At 32.0% G+C, this 17549-nt stretch carries 16 protein-coding genes and 2 pseudogenes; 11 read left to right on the top strand and 7 right to left on the bottom strand.

What is annotated here, in order from left to right:
- Positions 1-269 precede the first annotated feature (269 nt).
- The 9 genes and pseudogenes from amaP to DW196_RS01045 all read left to right on the top strand — a co-directional run bounded on the left by amaP (position 270) and on the right by DW196_RS01045 (position 7372).
- Positions 270-830 carry an alkaline shock response membrane anchor protein AmaP gene (gene amaP / locus DW196_RS01085; protein ID WP_117972336.1) on the top strand — a complete coding sequence of 187 codons (561 nt, stop codon included), beginning with the start codon at positions 270-272 and terminating at the stop codon, positions 828-830.
- A 13-nt stretch (positions 831-843) separates the two neighbouring features.
- Positions 844-1020, top strand: a complete 177-nt coding sequence (locus DW196_RS01080; protein ID WP_071456867.1) for a DUF2273 domain-containing protein — start codon at positions 844-846, stop codon at positions 1018-1020.
- 34 nt (positions 1021-1054) lie between these two features.
- The gene (locus tag DW196_RS01075) at positions 1055-1585 is read left to right on the top strand and encodes an Asp23/Gls24 family envelope stress response protein (protein WP_118249624.1); all 531 of its coding nucleotides are present in this window, start codon (positions 1055-1057) and stop codon (positions 1583-1585) included.
- A 28-nt stretch (positions 1586-1613) separates the two neighbouring features.
- Complete coding sequence (locus DW196_RS01070; RefSeq protein WP_071456869.1) at positions 1614-1859, top strand: GlsB/YeaQ/YmgE family stress response membrane protein; 246 nt, start codon at positions 1614-1616, stop codon at positions 1857-1859.
- A 360-nt stretch (positions 1860-2219) separates the two neighbouring features.
- Positions 2220-2450, top strand: a pseudogene (locus DW196_RS01065) (IS3 family transposase); the annotation flags it as partial.
- A gap of 292 nt (positions 2451-2742) precedes the next feature.
- Entirely contained in the window at positions 2743-3285 is a 543-nt protein-coding gene (locus tag DW196_RS01060; protein ID WP_046781026.1) for a hypothetical protein, read from the top strand.
- 165 nt (positions 3286-3450) lie between these two features.
- Positions 3451-4397 (top strand): annotated as a pseudogene (locus DW196_RS01055) (IS30 family transposase).
- A 586-nt stretch (positions 4398-4983) separates the two neighbouring features.
- Positions 4984-6063: a tyrosine recombinase XerS gene (gene xerS / locus DW196_RS01050; protein WP_118249623.1), complete on the top strand. Its 1080-nt coding sequence runs from the start codon at positions 4984-4986 to the stop codon at positions 6061-6063.
- A 121-nt stretch (positions 6064-6184) separates the two neighbouring features.
- Entirely contained in the window at positions 6185-7372 is a 1188-nt protein-coding gene (locus DW196_RS01045) for a DUF998 domain-containing protein (protein ID WP_071456872.1), read from the top strand.
- Between the two features lie 15 nt (positions 7373-7387).
- Here DW196_RS01045 and DW196_RS01040 read toward each other — a convergent pair whose 3' ends face one another.
- Together DW196_RS01040 and DW196_RS01035 are read right to left on the bottom strand one after the other, a co-directional pair.
- Entirely contained in the window at positions 7388-8980 is a 1593-nt protein-coding gene (locus tag DW196_RS01040; RefSeq protein ID WP_118249622.1) for a bifunctional aspartate transaminase/aspartate 4-decarboxylase, read from the bottom strand.
- A 203-nt stretch (positions 8981-9183) separates the two neighbouring features.
- A complete protein-coding gene (locus tag DW196_RS01035) occupies positions 9184-10692 on the bottom strand; it encodes a UDP-N-acetylmuramoyl-L-alanyl-D-glutamate--L-lysine ligase (RefSeq protein ID WP_118249621.1) in 1509 nt (502 codons plus the stop codon).
- A gap of 224 nt (positions 10693-10916) precedes the next feature.
- Between DW196_RS01035 and DW196_RS01030 the strand changes: the two genes are divergently transcribed.
- The gene (locus DW196_RS01030; protein WP_118249620.1) at positions 10917-11354 is read left to right on the top strand and encodes a hypothetical protein; all 438 of its coding nucleotides are present in this window, start codon (positions 10917-10919) and stop codon (positions 11352-11354) included.
- 23 nt (positions 11355-11377) lie between these two features.
- On the opposite strand, the gene DW196_RS01025 is transcribed toward DW196_RS01030, so the two are convergent.
- From DW196_RS01025 to DW196_RS01000, 5 genes are all read right to left on the bottom strand, one after another.
- A complete protein-coding gene (locus DW196_RS01025; protein ID WP_118249619.1) occupies positions 11378-11911 on the bottom strand; it encodes a 3'-5' exonuclease in 534 nt (177 codons plus the stop codon).
- Between the two features lie 252 nt (positions 11912-12163).
- The gene (locus DW196_RS01015; protein ID WP_118249618.1) at positions 12164-12913 is read right to left on the bottom strand and encodes an ABC transporter ATP-binding protein; all 750 of its coding nucleotides are present in this window, start codon (positions 12911-12913) and stop codon (positions 12164-12166) included.
- Complete coding sequence (locus DW196_RS01010) at positions 12906-13787, bottom strand: ABC transporter permease (RefSeq protein WP_118249617.1); 882 nt, start codon at positions 13785-13787, stop codon at positions 12906-12908. The genes DW196_RS01015 and DW196_RS01010 overlap by 8 nt, the downstream gene beginning before the upstream one ends.
- Positions 13784-14782 carry a tryptophan ABC transporter substrate-binding protein gene (gene trpX / locus DW196_RS01005; protein ID WP_118249616.1) on the bottom strand — a complete coding sequence of 333 codons (999 nt, stop codon included), beginning with the start codon at positions 14780-14782 and terminating at the stop codon, positions 13784-13786. Before trpX ends, DW196_RS01010 begins: the two co-directional genes overlap by 4 nt.
- A gap of 334 nt (positions 14783-15116) precedes the next feature.
- Positions 15117-15782, bottom strand: a complete 666-nt coding sequence (locus DW196_RS01000) for a hypothetical protein (RefSeq protein ID WP_118249615.1) — start codon at positions 15780-15782, stop codon at positions 15117-15119.
- Between the two features lie 174 nt (positions 15783-15956).
- Between DW196_RS01000 and DW196_RS00995 the strand changes: the two genes are divergently transcribed.
- On the top strand, positions 15957-17486 hold the full coding sequence (locus tag DW196_RS00995; protein ID WP_118249614.1) for a cell division site-positioning protein MapZ family protein: 1530 nt from the start codon (positions 15957-15959) through the stop codon (positions 17484-17486).
- Positions 17487-17549: the final 63 nt, after the last annotated feature.

Genomic DNA, 17549 nt, shown 5'->3' with positions numbered 1-17549 from the left:
GCTTTTTATTTTGTTGTCATTAGGAAGAGTGGTGTATTATCTTGTCGATAAAAAATTATTTTGATTTGGTTTACATAAGATATATTAAACTAAACTATGATATATATTTAAAATAAAACAAATATATATCATATATCAAAAATTATACGTTCACAGATACATTTAATATTCTTTTTATGTATTTTTTAGTTACAATAGCGCTTTATTTTTGACTTTAGATTGTATATAAAATACAATATTACTATAAATAGTTAGAAAGGAGTTCTGATATGAACATTTACAAAAAAGTGTTTATTTTGATAAGTATATTATTATTAATTCCACTTTTATTTACTAATGTTATACAAAATCAATACTTAGCAAATCTTTCTTTTAAGCTTATTCAAATGGAAAATTATCCTTTTGTGGGTTCTTATATTCCATTTTATCTATTTTGGGGAAGCATTCTAGTGATCATATTCTTAATCATTTTATTCTGTTTTATTCTCTTATATCCTAGGAATAAAACAGAAGTCTATTTTTCTAAATCTAAAGGCAGTCTTTCTATTAAGAAAAATGCTGTTGAACAATTTGTATCTACTATTTTGACTCAAGAGCCTTGGTTAAAAAATCCAAAAGTGTCTGTCACAATGAAAAAGAAGAAGATTAAAATTTTTATATCATGTAACTGTTCTAATATCAACTCTAATCTAGTTGATAAAACAAGTGAATTATCTCATCGTATAAGACAGGAATTTTCAATCTTTCTAGGGATTGATGATCCTAAACAAGTATCAGTTGAAATAAAACAAGTTTCAAATAAAAAAGCTAGTAATCCACGTGTTATTTAAGGAGGATAAGAAAATGGAAGATTTTATAAAAAAATATAGGTTTCCTATTTTGGGAGCTCTCATTGGCCTAGGTTTAGCTATATCATTTTTTAGTTTAGGATTTTTTAAAACAATTATCCTTATTATTTTAACGTTACTAGGTGCTTGTATCGGTTATTACCTTCAAAGAAATAATTTTTTGAAGAAATAAAAAAATAACAATAAATAAATTGGAGGAATCAATCATGGAAAACAAAGGAACACAAGTAGAAGTAAAAAAATCAGAGTTAAAAGGTGAATTAACATTTGAAGACAAAGTTATTCAAAAAATTGTTGGTATTTCATTGGAAACTATTCCTGGTTTGTTAACAATTAATGGTGGATTTTTTTCAAATTTAGCAGATAAGATTGTTAATAATAATGATGTAACTTCAGGAATCGATGTTGAAGTAGGAAAAAAAGAAGTTGCTGTTGATTTAGATATCGTTGCAGAATATGGTGTAGATATTTCAAAAATATACGAAGACATCAAACGAATGATTGAAAAAGAAGTAAAGCATATGACGAGTCTAGAAGTTATAGAAGTAAATGTTAATGTCGTAGATATTAAAACAAAAGAACAATACGAAGAAGATAGCGTTACTGTTCAGGATAAGTTGAGTGACGCTACAAGTGAGGTTTCAGACTTTGTTTCTGATCAAACTAACAAAGTCAAAAAAGTGTCTTCTAAAGGAGCAACAAAAGTAAAAGAAGCAACTGAGCCCAGAGTAGAATAATAATATTTTTAGATGAGGAGTGATATATATGGGATTCATTTGGTCATTAATAGTCGGTGGAGTTATCGGAGCTATAGCAGGTGCTATAACAAGTAAAGGAAAATCTATGGGATGGATTGCTAATATTATTGCTGGTTTAATTGGTTCTTCAGTTGGCCAATCTTTATTTGGTTCATTTGGACCATCTTTAGCCGGAATGGCTATTATTCCATCAATCATTGGAGCAGTTATTGTTGTGGCTGTCGTGTCATTATTTACTGGTAAAAATAGTTAACAAAATAAATACAAAGAATGAGAATCTTTATGACAGATAAAGGATATACGGACAAAATAAAAGGTAAAACAAAAGAAGTGACTTCATATATTAAAGAAAAAACCGAAGATTTTACTGATGAAGCAAAAGATAAATTAAATAAATAATAAAACTAATTAAAATACCCTACAATTTTTATACTACATAAATAAAAAATGTTCTCTTAAGTAAAATTTAGCTTAAGAGAACATTTTTTTGTATACACATAAGCACATATCTTAATTATTCTTATATTTCTCTCTCATTAGCATAAAATTTATCAAATTATTTGATGTAAAGACAGGATATTTTGAAAAAGTTTATGAAGAGACAATAAGAAACTCTGGAATGACTCACTCCTTCAGTCGTAAAGGATATCCTTATCATAATGCCAGTCTTGAATCTTAGCATGGACATTTAAAAAGAGAGTGGGTCTATCAATTTAAATATAAGAACTTTGAAGAAGCCTATCAGAGTATTTTCTGGTACATTGAAGCCTTTTATAATTCAAAACGAATCCATCAAAGTTTAGGGTATCTTACGCCTAATCAATTTGAAAAAGCAATCCCTTAAAATAAATACATTAAAGTTATACATGTTTGACTCTAATAAATTGACTTAACGTCAAGCCTATCAATGTTTTTCATTTTATAATAATTTGTGAAAAAATATGAAAATAAATAATCTTTATTTTCATATTTTTTTTTGACATTTAAATTTTAAAGGAGTATAACTAAGACGTAATTAATCCAAAACCTTTCTTTAAAGAGATAAAAAGGCAGATTCAGCTTCTATTTTATATGCTAGGTTTTTTAAAAAAATAGTTTATTAGAGAAGAAGCTATTAATAAAAAGGAGATACTATTGTGACAACTAAGTTTAAACTATTGAACTATTTATTTATTTTTATTGGTTTGATAGATGTAGTGATATTTGCAAAAATCTTCCCTACTATTTATGTCGAATTAATATTGTTAATTCTATTTATTTTAGGGATTATTATGAATGTTATGCTAAATAATAAGAATAAACCAGAGACACCTAAAAAAGATGGATCTAACTTAAAAAACTCAAACGTACAAAAAAACATATATGGCTTTATGTTTTCATTTATTTTTTTATTCTTGTTATTCTCTACTTCATCATATACTCTAAAAATGTCTAGGATATTTAGACAAGGATTTGATATCTTAATTGCGCTCATATTTTTTTCTCTCATATTCTTTGTATATAAATTTTGTGATTCACTTTTTGATGATGGCAATAAATTATTCAAGCCTAGAGTTGGTGGAGTTTATATTAATCCAAAACATCCTATTGGGAAGATATTCTTTTTATTAATTTGTCTAATTCCCATCTATATTATTTTATCAGCAATTTTCAATGGTCCGATTTCTATTAATACTTAACATATTTATATTAGTAGCAATATTTTTAACTTTGTTATAAATTGTAAGTACATCTGTACTTATTTTATAAAACGCCGATTGTAAAATTAAGTTAGACAAATAAAAAAGTCATCTGTGCTACACTCAAGATAGTTCCGCCTAAAGAATTATAAGGAGTGAGTACAAATGGCCTACACCCATCTTACACCAGATGAACTTGTTATGATAGAGGCTTATGCGAAAGCCCATCAATCAGTTACGAAAACAGCTCAGATGTTGAAACGTTCAAGACAAACAATCTATACTGTTTACGCTTATTTGAAGGATGGACATACTGCATTGGAATACTACCAAAATTACAAGAAAACAAGGCAAAATGTGGGAGGCGTTCCATCGTTTTACCAGCAGAACAGGTAGGATACATTCGAAAAAAAGTTGTTCAAGGGTGGACTCCGGATGTGATTATTGGTCGAGGGGAGTTTCCTATTGGGTGTTCTGTCCGTACCCTTTCTAGAATGTTTAAAATGGGTATATTTGATTGTTCTGATTTACCGATGAAAGGGAAGCGAAAACCCAATGGACATCAAGAAAAGCGCGGTAAACAAGCATTTAGACGCTCCATTCATGAACGTTCGAATGACTATACTTCTTTTGAAGAAGAGTTTGGTCACCTTGAAGGTGACACTATCGTAGGACAAAAACATAAAAGTGCCGTTATTACCTTAGTTGAACGATTATCTAAAGTAATGCCAGAAGGCAGACGAGCTATAGATATTGAAAATCGTTTGAACCAATGGATGCAATCTGTACCTAAGCATCTATTCAAATCAATGACTTTTGATTGTGGAAAGGAATTTTCAAATTGGAAATCAATCAGTAATATCAATGATATTGATATCTATTTTACAGATCCTGGTACACCATCACAAAGAGGGTTAAATGAAAACTCTAATGGTTTATTACGTAAAGATGGTTTACCAAAGCAAATGGATTTCAACGAAGTTGATGAATCTTTTATTCAATCTATTGCATCGAAAAGAAATAATATCCCTCGAAAATCATTAAACTATAAAACCCCAATAGAAGTATTCTTGAGTCACATATGCAAAGAGGACTTGTCTAACTTAATTTGACAATTAATATAATAAAAGAATTCATTATCAACATAACAACATGAAAATAGACTAGGTACTAAATTTTCATGAATAATTATTTTATCAATTTGGTTTACATAATATATATTAAACGAAGTTGATTTTAAGAGCTTTAAATACTTAAAAGTGATCAACGTATCAATGAAACTTACTTTAAAATCATTTGACACACATGAATTTAGTTATAACTTATTATTGATATGTGTTTCTATGACCAATCTAAATTCTTTAATCCAGTTACATATATAGACTATCATAACTAAAATATTCGCTACAAAAGTTTTAATTTATTCAAAGTTAGACAAATCATTAATCAACTAATAATTTAAGTTCATACAATGCATATTTATAAATAAATTTACCAGTTCAGTTTAATTATTTTATGAACTGGCTTAATAACATCATTACTTGAATATACTAAGACTTCCTTTTTACCTTTCTTGAAAGTATTATCTTTCCGGAAAACTAGACCTAATCAATAAAATAACAAAATAAATTATATTTTATTGACATTTTTTCGTAAAAAATATATTATAAATACAAACATACGTTTGGAGGTTTAGTTATGTCACAAGAAAAAAATATTACACGATTGGAATATGAATTGAAATCTCTCCCCTTTTTTATTCAAGAATATATTGAAAAAAAGCGGATTGTGCCCTATTCTGTCACTACTTTATATGAATACGCAAAAGAATACCGACGTTTCTTTGAATGGTTAAAACAAGAAGCTATTATTTCAAACGACCTCTCTTCTATCTCGTTACAAGATTTACGGAATTTAACAGATCGTGACGTTGAATTATATAAAGGATTTTTGTTAGCCTCTCCTCGTTTAGGTACGACGGCTGACGGCCAATTAAGAAGTCACGTCAGTATTCAACGTTCGATTACCGCATTAAAGTCACTATTTCATTTTTTAGCAACACAGACTGCTGATGAAAATGGTGCGACTTACTTATCTCATAATATTATGGATAAAGTTGATAATGTTAAAACTGGTCGAACCCTTCAAGATCGGTCACGATCTATTGAAAATAAACTGTTTATTGGTGATGAGTCGCTAGATTTTATCGAATTTATTGATTCTACCTATGAAAAAACGCTACAAAGTCATCAAGCTAAAAGTGCGTTTTATCGTAATAAAGACCGTGATATTGCGATTATCGCCTTATTCCTAGGAACTGGTATGCGTCTTTCTGAATTAGTGAATATGAAAGTATCTGATTTAGATGTTTTAAATATGGAAGCCACCGTGATTCGAAAAGGTGGTTTCAAAGATACAACTATGATTTCATCTATTTTTATGCCGTATATCACACAATACTTAGATAATAGAGAAAAATTATATCATCCTGAAAGCAGTGAAAAAAGTCTGTTTTTATCGTTTTACCGAGGAGCAGCTCAACGAATTGATCAATCTACGGTAGAAAAACTGGTTGGAAAATACAGTAGTGTCTTTAAAACCCGTGTGACACCACATAAACTAAGACACACTGTCGGCACACAACTCTACAAAAAAACCAATAGTTTACTAACTGTTTCCCATCAGCTAGGACAAACAGGAACAAGTGCCACAGCTATTTATACGCATATCGTTGATGAGGAAAAACGTGAAGCCATCAATGATTTATGGATGAACTAATCCTAAGCCATTCAATCTAAATGAATGGCTTTTATTTTTTATTTATAAAAAATTCGTCTATTTATTATATATGTTTGCTATACTTAGTTTTATGAAGTTATTAGTATAAAGGAGTTTTGATATGTCCAACAAAAAATATGAAATTGAAGTACCTGCCTCTTTACTCGATTCTATAAAGGGAGCAGATGATGTAATTCAAATTAGACGCGAATCGAATAAAATAATTATTGAAAAACCAACTAACTATAAGAATAACGAATCTTTGTCATTACGGTACTTTATTTACCCGTCGATTGTTATGACAGCCATTTTTTTCTTATCCGTTATGACGAGAAAAATGTCACAAGTTCCACTTACAGGTAATTTTTCGATAGCCAGTCACTTGATTTATCTTGGATTGATTAGTGGCATGTGCTCATTTACTTATTTTTTCATAAAAGGCAAAAAAAATCCTAAAAATAAATCAACACAAGATATTTACTGGCGTAATGTACCGACCATTATCTTTTCCTTTACTGTCACACTTGCGTTATTATTATCAGCGTTCTTTTGGATGATTAGTAAGTTGTTTGTCGGGGCAAGTTTTGATGTGTTAACAGCAGGTGCCGTGTTTTTCTTTTTTTCCTGTGTGATTAACTATTACATGATTTATTCAGCTAATATTTTTACCTCATCCATGATTGTCTCCTTACTTATCTCCGTTATTATGGGTGGTGTATTCTTTGCAATGCTAACTAACAGTCAGAGTAAGTGGTGGCAATACAATTTTAGCTATCTTGGAACACATGATGTCGTCCGTAGCTGGCCATTTAACCTAACGCTAATACTCGCTTCACTTCTCATGATTGCTTTAGTCGATTATTTGTTTGTTAGCCTCAACAATCATGGCTACAAAGGAAAAGGTATCACAACTTTACGTATTCTAATGACGCTTCTATCTATTTCGCTTGGTGGAGTTGGGTTCTTCCCTAACAATAAAGGTATGTGGCACGAGATGCACAATAGAGCCGCTAACTTGATGGTCCTAATTATTATTATTTTGATTATTGGGATTAAATGGTTGCTGCCAAAAGTAACCAAAGAGTTTTTAATTGTTTCCTATGCAATAGCAATTTGTTTAGTTCTCTCAAATTTTTTATTTGAAACAATTGGTTATCTATCACTCACCGTATTTGAGATTATTGCGTTTGGTTTAGCGTTTAGTTGGATACTTTTACTACTACAACAAATCAATCGTCTAACGTCCTACGATGATGATGTTATTTTGATTAATTTAAAGGATATAACACAAAAAGAAGTGGAGAAATAAATCCTCACTTCTTTTTTATTGATTTTTTTTAAATGTTTGATAATAGTCATTCAACAAATCAAGTATTTGTAGGCCAATTTGTTGGTAATCTTTTGTTGGTAAGTTGGCTTCAGATACTCTCAAATCACCAGGATCAGCACCAAATCCAACCCCATCCATCAATACAATCCCATTTTTTTGAGCGAGATTGACAAGGAAATCAATTTGTTCATAGTGTTCCATCAAATAGTTTTTAAAATCTGTGCCATATCTTTCCTCAGCTAAGTGATAGATGTTAATCATTGAATAATACTTCGCATTTTTTTCGCTCTCATCTTTTTGATAGTTTAGTGCAGCATGAAGGTTTTCATAGCGTTCATTCACGAGTTTTTTTGATGCTTCTATATATGAATCTTCCTCATTTTTCACAACCAAATGAGTTAAACTAAATAAGGCTTCCATTATTTGAGATGGTGTAGACAAACCAGCAATATGATATAGCCCGATTGAACGACTATCAGCCACCATGCGATTGATAAAACTCATTTCTTGAGTATCCATCACTACTAAATTATAGCGTTTATTTAGTTGGTCGTGTTCTTCATCAGATAAATTAGCAATTAGTTTATCAAATACGTTTTCTTTGTTTAATGCAATCACACCTAATCTCCACCCAGTTGCCCCAAATAGTTTAGAATAAGAGTAAACCAGCAATGTGTTAAACGGGCAAACTGAATACACCGTTTGAAAGTCATCTACAAAAGTACCATACACATCATCTGTAATAATCATCAAGTCTGGATTATTCTCAACTGCTTTTTTAATCTCTGCTAAACTGGTATCATTTAGCGCTTTGGAACCTGGATTACTTGGATTGACTAAGAAGAATGCTTTTAATTCAGGATCATTTAACTTTTGGATCGTGTCGACATCTATTTCCCAGTTATTCTCTTCTTTTGAAGATAAATCCACTTCTACTAGTTCATAGTCATTTAAAACAGGGATTTGAAGATACGGCGTAAAAATTGGTGTGTTAATCGCAATTTTATTTCCAGGACGAATTAATTTATTTTCTCTTAATGATTGAAATGTGTAAACAATCGCGGCACTTCCTCCTTCAGTTGGAAAAAGAGTTGTATCATTAGCTAAATCAACCCCATTGTACAAAACACTTTGTAGATAGTGATTTAAAATAACTTCTGTATTGTTTAAAACGCGATTTGGCGAAGGATAGAGATTGCCAAGTACACCATCTACAAATTCTTTCACTACCTCATCAAGGGTTAATGATAGATCATTCTTCAGATAGTCTAAACACGTCATCAAAAAGGCATCGGTTTCGTTATTATTAGGATTTAAGAAAGAGATAAAACGATTAGAAATACCATCAAGCTCGGTGTAACCAACTAGATCGCCATCAGAAATCGTTCTTTCTGATTCTTCTATCCCGAATTCTAACAGTCTAGAAAAGGCTAAACGTGCTTTTCTATTTATCCAATTTGGGTTTCCTCGTCCTGCATTTAAATAAGGATTGCCTTTAGTATTTTCTTTTGCGAGTTCTACCATTTTTTCACTAATTTCAAACGAACCAAGTTTTTCTATTTTCTTTTCGTCTGTTTTGTTTATCATGTTATCTCCTCCAGTGATTAACTCATTCATCTATTAATGTTTGTTATTATATCACTATCAATAGTTAAAACTAGTTACTATCCAAATGATTCGATAAAAGGTCAATTCATTCATAAAATCATCACAGATAAATAGCAATAAAATAAGACTAATTAGAAAATAAATTCTAACTAGTCTTATTGGTTAACATAATAAAATTATCGTTATTCGTTTATTGTACGTTCTGCAATGGTAAAATCTCCCGCATAAGCAACATCTTCTCCTGCAATTTTTTGATAAAGATCTCTACCTTTACCTGCGAGAATAACAGTATCTTGACTTGTCGCCATACTTAGGGCTTTTTTTATAGCTGTTTCACGGTCAAGTTCGATGTGTTGCTCAACTGAGTCATTTACAATATAGCGACTAATTTCTTTTGCAATGTCATGTGGGTGTTCATTTCCCGGGTCATCAGACGTTAAAATGGCAACATCAGTGTAATCATTTAACACTTCGCCAAAGTCCTTTCTTCGTGAAATAGCCTTATCTCCCGTACTCCCTATCACCGTAATAATTCGTCCATCGTGATGCTCTTGTTTTGCAAAGCTAAGTAAATTAGTTAAGCTCACCTTATTATGAGCGTAGTCAATATAGACTTTTGATCCATTTTTCTGTGTTAATTGTTCCATTCTTCCAGGTACCGTCGCTTTTTTTAGTCCTTTTTGGCACGTTTCAATTGGAACATCTAATAATCTTGCAGCTATAATACTTGCCAAAGCATTGTCTTTATTGAAATCTCCCATTAAACCAAGTTCATAAGTAGCACACAGGTTCAATGAATCTTGATTACTTTTTACCTCAAAACTTGTTGATGTACTACCTTTTTCCCAATGATAATCAGCTTGCTTATTAGTAGCACTGTACGTCACTGTTGGAATTTGACTATTCTGTGCTTCTTCCAAAATTAGTTGGACATTTCTCGTATCTAAATTCACGATGAATTGTTTTGAATGATGAATCAACTGACGTTTACAATAGTAATAATCGTCAAATGTTGGGTGTTCGATTGGACTAATATGATCAGGTGAAATATTTAGAAAAACCCCAATATCAAACGTAAGTTGGTACACTCTATTCAATTTATATGCTTGAGATGAGACTTCCATTACTAAGTGTGTCATACCATTAGTCACTGCTTCATTCATCATACGATACAAATCTAATGACTCAGGGGTCGTTAAGTGGGATTTGAAATACGTTTTACCATCTAATGTTGAGTTCATCGTAGAAAACATGGCTGTCTTTTGATTATTGTATTCATCTAGCATGTATTTTAAAAAGTAAGCAGACGTTGTTTTCCCTTTTGTTCCGGTAAAGGCAACGAGTTTGAGTTTACTTTGTGGGTAATCATAGAATCCCATACTTAAAATGGCCATTGCTTTACGAATATCGGTTACAATGATTCCTAAATGTGCGTCAACGTCAAATGGTATTTCAGATACATATATCTGCAATCCTTCAGTTAAAGCAGACATAAGGTATTCTTCTTTAAAGCTTGCCCCTTTACAAAAAAATAACGTCTCACTTGTCACGTTTCGTGAGTCATAGGATAAATGGGTTAATGTTTTATTTTCTACAGGCAAATCATAATGCCAGCTGTTTTCATGTGTAAATTCTTTTAATAATTTATTTTCTTTTAATAATTGTTCAATCTGTTGCAATGATATTGTCAAAAAAACCACGCCTTACTAATATAATTTAGTGCTATTATATCATAAAATGTCAAGAATCAAGTTACTAAGCCTATTTAAATTAAACAATCATTTTTTTATGGTATGTTTTTATAACTTTGTTCAAAGGGAACACTTACTTATACCCGTTTCTATGGACTATATGGTATAGTTAGTATAAGTAAGTTGTTTTTTAATGATAAAAACAGTTATTTGGAGGAATCATTATGAAATCTATTAAATTATTTGTTGTGCTTCTTATTGCGAGTATTGCCTTAGTTGCCTGCATGCCTCATTCTTTTCAACAAGAGTTGACCAAACACGATTGGGTATTGATTACGGAGTCTGAAGAGCAACTGCCTCCTTTGAATGTGAGATTTGATCATGATAAATTAATCTCAACAATTGATACAAAGGCCTTTAATAAAAAAGAAAAAGACTATGTTGGCGATGAATTGTATAATAAATTTGCTAAACAATTATCAAACAATACAGAACAAGTTTCACGTTATTCAATTGAAGATGACGAAATCACGTTAAAAACAGATCAACTTGATATTAGTGGGATTTTTAAAATGGAACGAGACGGAAAAGATATTATTTTAACCCCAATCGACAGTGTTGATAATACAGATGTGATTATCAAACTAACCCCAAAAAAATAATTTAAAAAAAGTTAGTTAAGGTCTTAGATGACTTTAACTAACTTTTTTAGTGGTTCTACGCCGAAATGTTTGGCTTGATAAAGTAAAATCTCGGCACAAGCTAAACTATCATCCAAAGCATTATGATGGTTATCTAACGTAATACCTAATTTGTCACTGACAGTATTTAATTTATGATTGTCAAATTCTGGAAAAAGTTTTCGACTTGTTCTTACCGTACATAATGACAAATAATGAGGTTGCTCCAATCCGTAATAATCAAGACAACCTTTTAAAATAGCACAATCAAAACTAGCATTATGTGCCACAATCAAACGATTTTCTTTAAAATATGGCTTAATACACTCCCAAACTTCTGGAAATTTTGGTGCATTCATCACATCTTCAGGATGGATGCCATGTACTTGAATGTTCTTCCAATGAAAATTTGTCTCAGGTTGAATAAGCGAGTAATAACTCCCTACGATTTCATCATTTTTCACCATAACAAGAGCAATGGAGCAGGCACTATGTTTTTGAAAATTCGCTGTTTCAAAGTCAAACGCAATAAAATTCATATATAAAAGACTCCTTATCAGTTAGAATAAATATAAGATATATTATACAGTATTTAGTATTTTTTCGTACTGATTACGCTAATATAAGAAGCGATTATTTTTTTATGTTAAAAAGCTCGGATTATTTACTTAGTTTTTCAGTTATTTTATTCGGGCAATTATTCTTTATCCCTCCAAGAAATACACTATCTCAAATCATTGATGGCACACTAAATTAGAGACATAAAAAAGCGAACAAGTTGTTCGCTTTTTTCATAGATTAAAGAACGTTAATAAATCCGGTAAATCAAGTTGACTTTTTTCTTCTTTATTAAAGTCTTTTTTTATTTGACCAGAATCAAGGACGATAAGTCGATTTCCAAAGTTCAACGCGTCCTCCATACGATGGGTAATCATTAAACAAGTTAATTCATTTTCTTCAATCGTTTTCTCGGTTAATGCCATCAGTTGTTTACTTGTTTTAGGATCAAGTGCAGCAGTATGTTCATCCAGTAGTAACAAGTCAGGCTTTTGAATCGTTGCCATAAGTAAACTCAATGCCTGTCTTTGTCCTCCTGATAGGTTACCAGTTGGGGTGTCGAGATGATTTTCTAGTCCATTACCAATTTTTTGGCATTGCTCAAAGAAAAACTCTTTTTGTTGATTAAGCTGTCTCTTTTTTAACCCTCTCTTCTTTCCACGTAATTTTGCTAATAATAGATTTTCAGCAACCGTCATTCTCGGTGCTGTGCCAAGTTTTGGGTCTTGAAACACACGTGCAATATATTTCGCTCGGTATTCTTCACTTTTCGTTGTCACGTCTTCTCCATTTAGCTGAACACTTCCACTTGTTAACGTCAATTGACCTGATATTGCATTAAACAAAGTCGATTTTCCTGCGCCATTTCCACCTAAAATCGTAACAAAATCTCCAGTAGATACGCTAAAATTAAGATTGTCCATAATATGTCGTCCACTAGAAATCGTTTTGACACCATTTTTTATTTCAAGTGCTTTATTCATTTGTCACCCCTCCTTTTGTCTTACCAAATTTTCGACTTAACTCTGGAATGATTAAACAAATTCCAAGAATCACAGAAGAATAGAATTTCAAGTATGTGGTATCAAAACTTAGTTTGATAACTGCTAGTATGAGTAACTGATAAATAATACTCCCAACGACAATTGCAATGAAACGCTCTAACATGGTCAATTCACCAAATAGTAATTCTCCTAAAATAATTGATGCTAAACCTATGACAATCACACCAATCCCTTTATTAATATCGGCATAGCCATCACTTTGTGCAATCAGAGCACCGGATAGACCAATCAGTCCATTAGATACGACTAAACCTAAAATTTTCATTTTATCGGTGTGAATACCAAGGGACTTTGCCATCACTTCATTATCTCCTGTGGCGATATATGCTTGTCCTAAGTCAGTATTCAAGAAACCAAGTAAACAGGCAATGACAATCGCAATAATAATCAGACCGATTAAAACCACATCAAAGTTTGCAGGTAAATTAGCGAAACCTAATAGAGAAAACAGTTTTGGTTGATTTAGTAAAGAGAGGTTAGGTGATTTCATAACAAACAACATCACAGAGTTCAATGCACTCATGACTAGTATTCCCGATAAAATCACTGGAATTTTTCCTTTTGTATAAAGTAACCCTGTCGTAAGTCCAGCTAACATGCCACCAATCATTCCTAAAAGTGTTGCGACAATTGGTGACACACCATTCGTAATGGCAGTCACACAGATAGCTCCACCTAGAGGAAAACTTCCTTCTGTTGTTAAATCTGGAAAGTCTAAAATTCGATAAGTTAAATAAATGCCTAATCCTAATACTGACCATAATATGCCTTGTCCTATAGTTGATACAATCATTTTTTTGCCTCCTCTTTTATTGTCTCTGGTATGGTGATACCTAATTTTTGTGCTTTTTCTTCATTTATAACCAAATCTCCTGTTTGAAATGTATATATTGGTGTATCACTTGGAGATTTTTTCTTAGTAATAACGTCTACCACCATTTTGGCTGTCTGAACACCTAAATCGTATTGATTGATGCCGATTGTGGCAATACCTCCTTCTCCCACCATCGTATCGACCGATGGAAATATTGGAATATTTGCTGCATCTGCTATAGAGACAATTGTTTGGAAGCCATTTGCAATGGTATTGTCAGTTGGTGTGTAGATGGCATCTACTTCTCCTGTCATAACGTGAGTCATTTGAGAGAGTTCATTTGTCGAAGGAACAGCATACGTTTTGACCGTAAGTCCCTCTTTTTGGGCGACTGTTTTAAAACGATCCACTTGCGATTGTGAATTATCTTCTGCTGATGAGTAAATCACCCCAATAGTTTTCAGTGTTGGCAATAATTCTTTCATCAATTTAACTTGAGCTTCAACTGGCGACTGATCACTGACTCCAGTGATATTTCCTCCAGGATGATTATTATCTTTCACTAATCCAGCAGTTTTGGGATCACTAATGGCTCCCAGAATGATTGGAATATCTGTTGTTTGGTTTGCTAATGCTTGTGCTGCAGGAGTAGCAATGCCAACAAGAGCATCGGGCTTTTTACTAATTAATTGTTGGCTCATACTAGAGAGTTTACTTTGATCTGCTTGTCCGTTTTGAAAATCAATATGGATCGTTTCCTTATCTTTATACCCTTCTCTTTCTAATTCTTCGACAAATCCTTTGTAAATCAAGTCGAGAGATGGGTGGCTGACAAATTGTAATACACCAATAGTTGGTACTTTTTGAGGTTGTTTCGTTAATCCTGTTTTACTTTTATCAAATCCTGTTATAAAAGAGATGAATAGTATTCCTGAAATGATTGCTACTGCATACTTTAATCGTTTGTTTGTCATCGTCATGTCCTCCTAAAAATAAAAAGACGATAAACCGTTTTGTCTATTAAAACAACGGTTTATCGTCTTTGTTTAGTCACAAAAAAACCGCATAGATAAGGTGTCTATGCAGTAGAATATCTGTTATCCCTAAGCATAGATACTTCTTTAGAAAAAGTTCTAAAAGTTGTATCTATACCAAAAAATGTATACATACAACTATCTACGCCAAGTTTGCCATGTCGAAATAATTAAATGATGTGATTGTCTGTTTATTTGTCGTTTCATGGCAATTTCCTCATTTCGTTTTTAATTTGTTATAATAATAACTCGTTACTCATTTCATGTCAATCATTTATTCAAAAATAATTTCTTTGGTCTTTTTTTTCTTTTTATCACTCGATGATGAACTTGATAAGGTTTCATCAATTTTTTTTGCAACTTTAATGCGTTTAGGTTCTTTGCGTGCTATGCTTGGCTGAATGATAGCAACTAATTTCTCATCCAACGTTTGTAACCCACCCTTTAGGTCATTAAACGAATATCGTCCTTTTTCTTTACCGTTTTCCATCACGATAAACGTATTTTTGGCAGTTAGTTTATATTTTGTTTCAATATCAGAAAAATTATAGATAGGTTGGATATAATCAATTTTCCAATTAACAGTTTCAAGTGGTTCATGTTTATCTAATAAAGTTTCAACCTGATTCAAACTAGGATTTTGTTTTGTATCTATTACTGCCACGATATGAGGCTCTTTATCGGAAAATACGCTGCTGATATCTGTTTCTTGAATTGGTTTTACCTGCTTATTATTCGATTTCAATTCTGAAATAGCATGTAACTGCTTCTCTCTAATGGATGGCCTAACAGCTGACACAAACACAGACATTACTAAAAAGACTATCGTCACCGAGCATATGATGATGACAAAGTGTTTGTTTGTTTTGATCATATCTAACCAATTCACTTTTTTTAGGGAATGAAAAAGTTGCTTTAATCGCTCTTTAAGTTCCGTCATTTACTCCCCACCTTATGTATGCTAGACACATTATAACGTAAAACTATGTCTTTGAGAATACCACATCACCATATTAAACAAATTGATTATAGTTTTTGACTACTAATTTTACCTGCGATGGTTTATAATATATAGGTTAATATCATTATTTAAAATAATAAGGAGCGATTTCTTTTGACCAGTAATGAAAAAAAATGTCCAAATTGTGGTCATATCTTTAAACCAGGAGAAACTTATTGTCCAAACTGTGATTTGTTTGTTCCATTTGATGAGCAAAAAAATCTACCAAATGATACAATTACTAATTCAAACGAACCAGATAGCTATAAAAATGACACACCTTCTGAGCCAAGTCCTTCTATTCCAACCTTTAAGCATCGTAACCGTACTAGTGTAGAAGAGACACCTGAGACTGAGGAAAAAATAGTTGAAACGCAAAGTGAAAAGGAAGAGGTAACTGAAAAGCCAATCATTGAGGAGCATAGCGAAATAGAATCTATTTCCCCTGTAGAAGTCGAAACTTTCGAGAAAATTGATGAGCCTGTCGAAGAACAACCACAAACAAGAGTGACTGACTCACCTACTCCACTGAGTAATGAATCACCTAAAAAGAATAACAAAAATAAAATTTTAGTTGGTATTATTGTTCTATTGATTGTATTTGGTGGTGGCTATGTTTATAACTCACAAAAGAAACAAAATGAATTAGAAACCACATTAAAATTAACAACGAGTGCCGAAGATGCCATTCAGAACTTGTATATGAAAAATCAAGGTGAGGTATTTTTGAAAAAGGGAATTTCTCAATCAGACATCACCTCAGCTGAAGATAAAGTAAAAGAACTAAAAGGCACAGAACAATATGATAAATTAAACGAGCGTATGCAACAGGCAGTTAAAACATTTACTCGTTTAACAGCTATCAATGAAGCATTTAAAAAACCTGTGATTGAAGGCAATCAATTAATCAATGATGCGTATGTCAAAGACGATACTAAATTAACTTTAGAGGCCATTGATCCTGAAGAAAATGGTTTTGACAAACTTTACAATGAAGCCATCAAAGATGCAACAGAGCAAAAAGCAGCGATTAAAACCTTTAAAACAACACTTGAAAAACTCTATCGTGACGATAAAGTTGTAACTGAACCAAGTAAACAAGTTTATAATGATGCAGTGAAACAACTTGCAGATATTAAAGACCCTGAATTAAAAGCTGAATTCCAAAAAATTCTTGATGATGTAAGTAAAGTCATTGATGAGCAAGAGAAAAAAGCTGAAGCTGCACGTAAAGAGGAAGAAGAAAAACAAGAAGCAAAAGCTGAAGCAGAAAAAAATACACAACAATCACAAAATAATAACAACACCAACACAGCACAGAATGGTAGCTCATTCACTCCTTCTACTAATGGTGGACGTTGGGGTACTAGACAAGACGCTACAATCGACTTATCAGATCCTGCATGGGCATGGAATCCTGGTGTTCAAGAAAAAGTCATTTCAGAAGTCATTAAACGTGGTTATGTTGTAGACGGTGGTTATACACTTGTTCCGAAATTTATCGAAAACGGTGTTGGTTTCTATGACCTTTATGCCACAAAAAATTCGAAACTATTCCCAAATAGTAAACCTGAAGAATTTCCAATTTACGTTGTCACAATTAACGATAAAACAGGTTGGTTTAAAGGAAACGGACCAAATTAAAAACAAGGAGAAATAACAGATTGATTGTTGTTTCTCCTTATTTATTTCTACTTTGAAAAGGAG

It is taken from the genome of Vagococcus sp. AM17-17 (genome assembly GCF_003471765.1).
In the GTDB taxonomy this organism is placed as follows: Bacteria; Bacillota; Bacilli; order Lactobacillales; family Vagococcaceae; genus Vagococcus; species Vagococcus teuberi.
The sequence above is the reverse complement of the archived record's forward strand: the minus strand, read 5'-3'. Positions and strand labels throughout refer to the sequence as shown.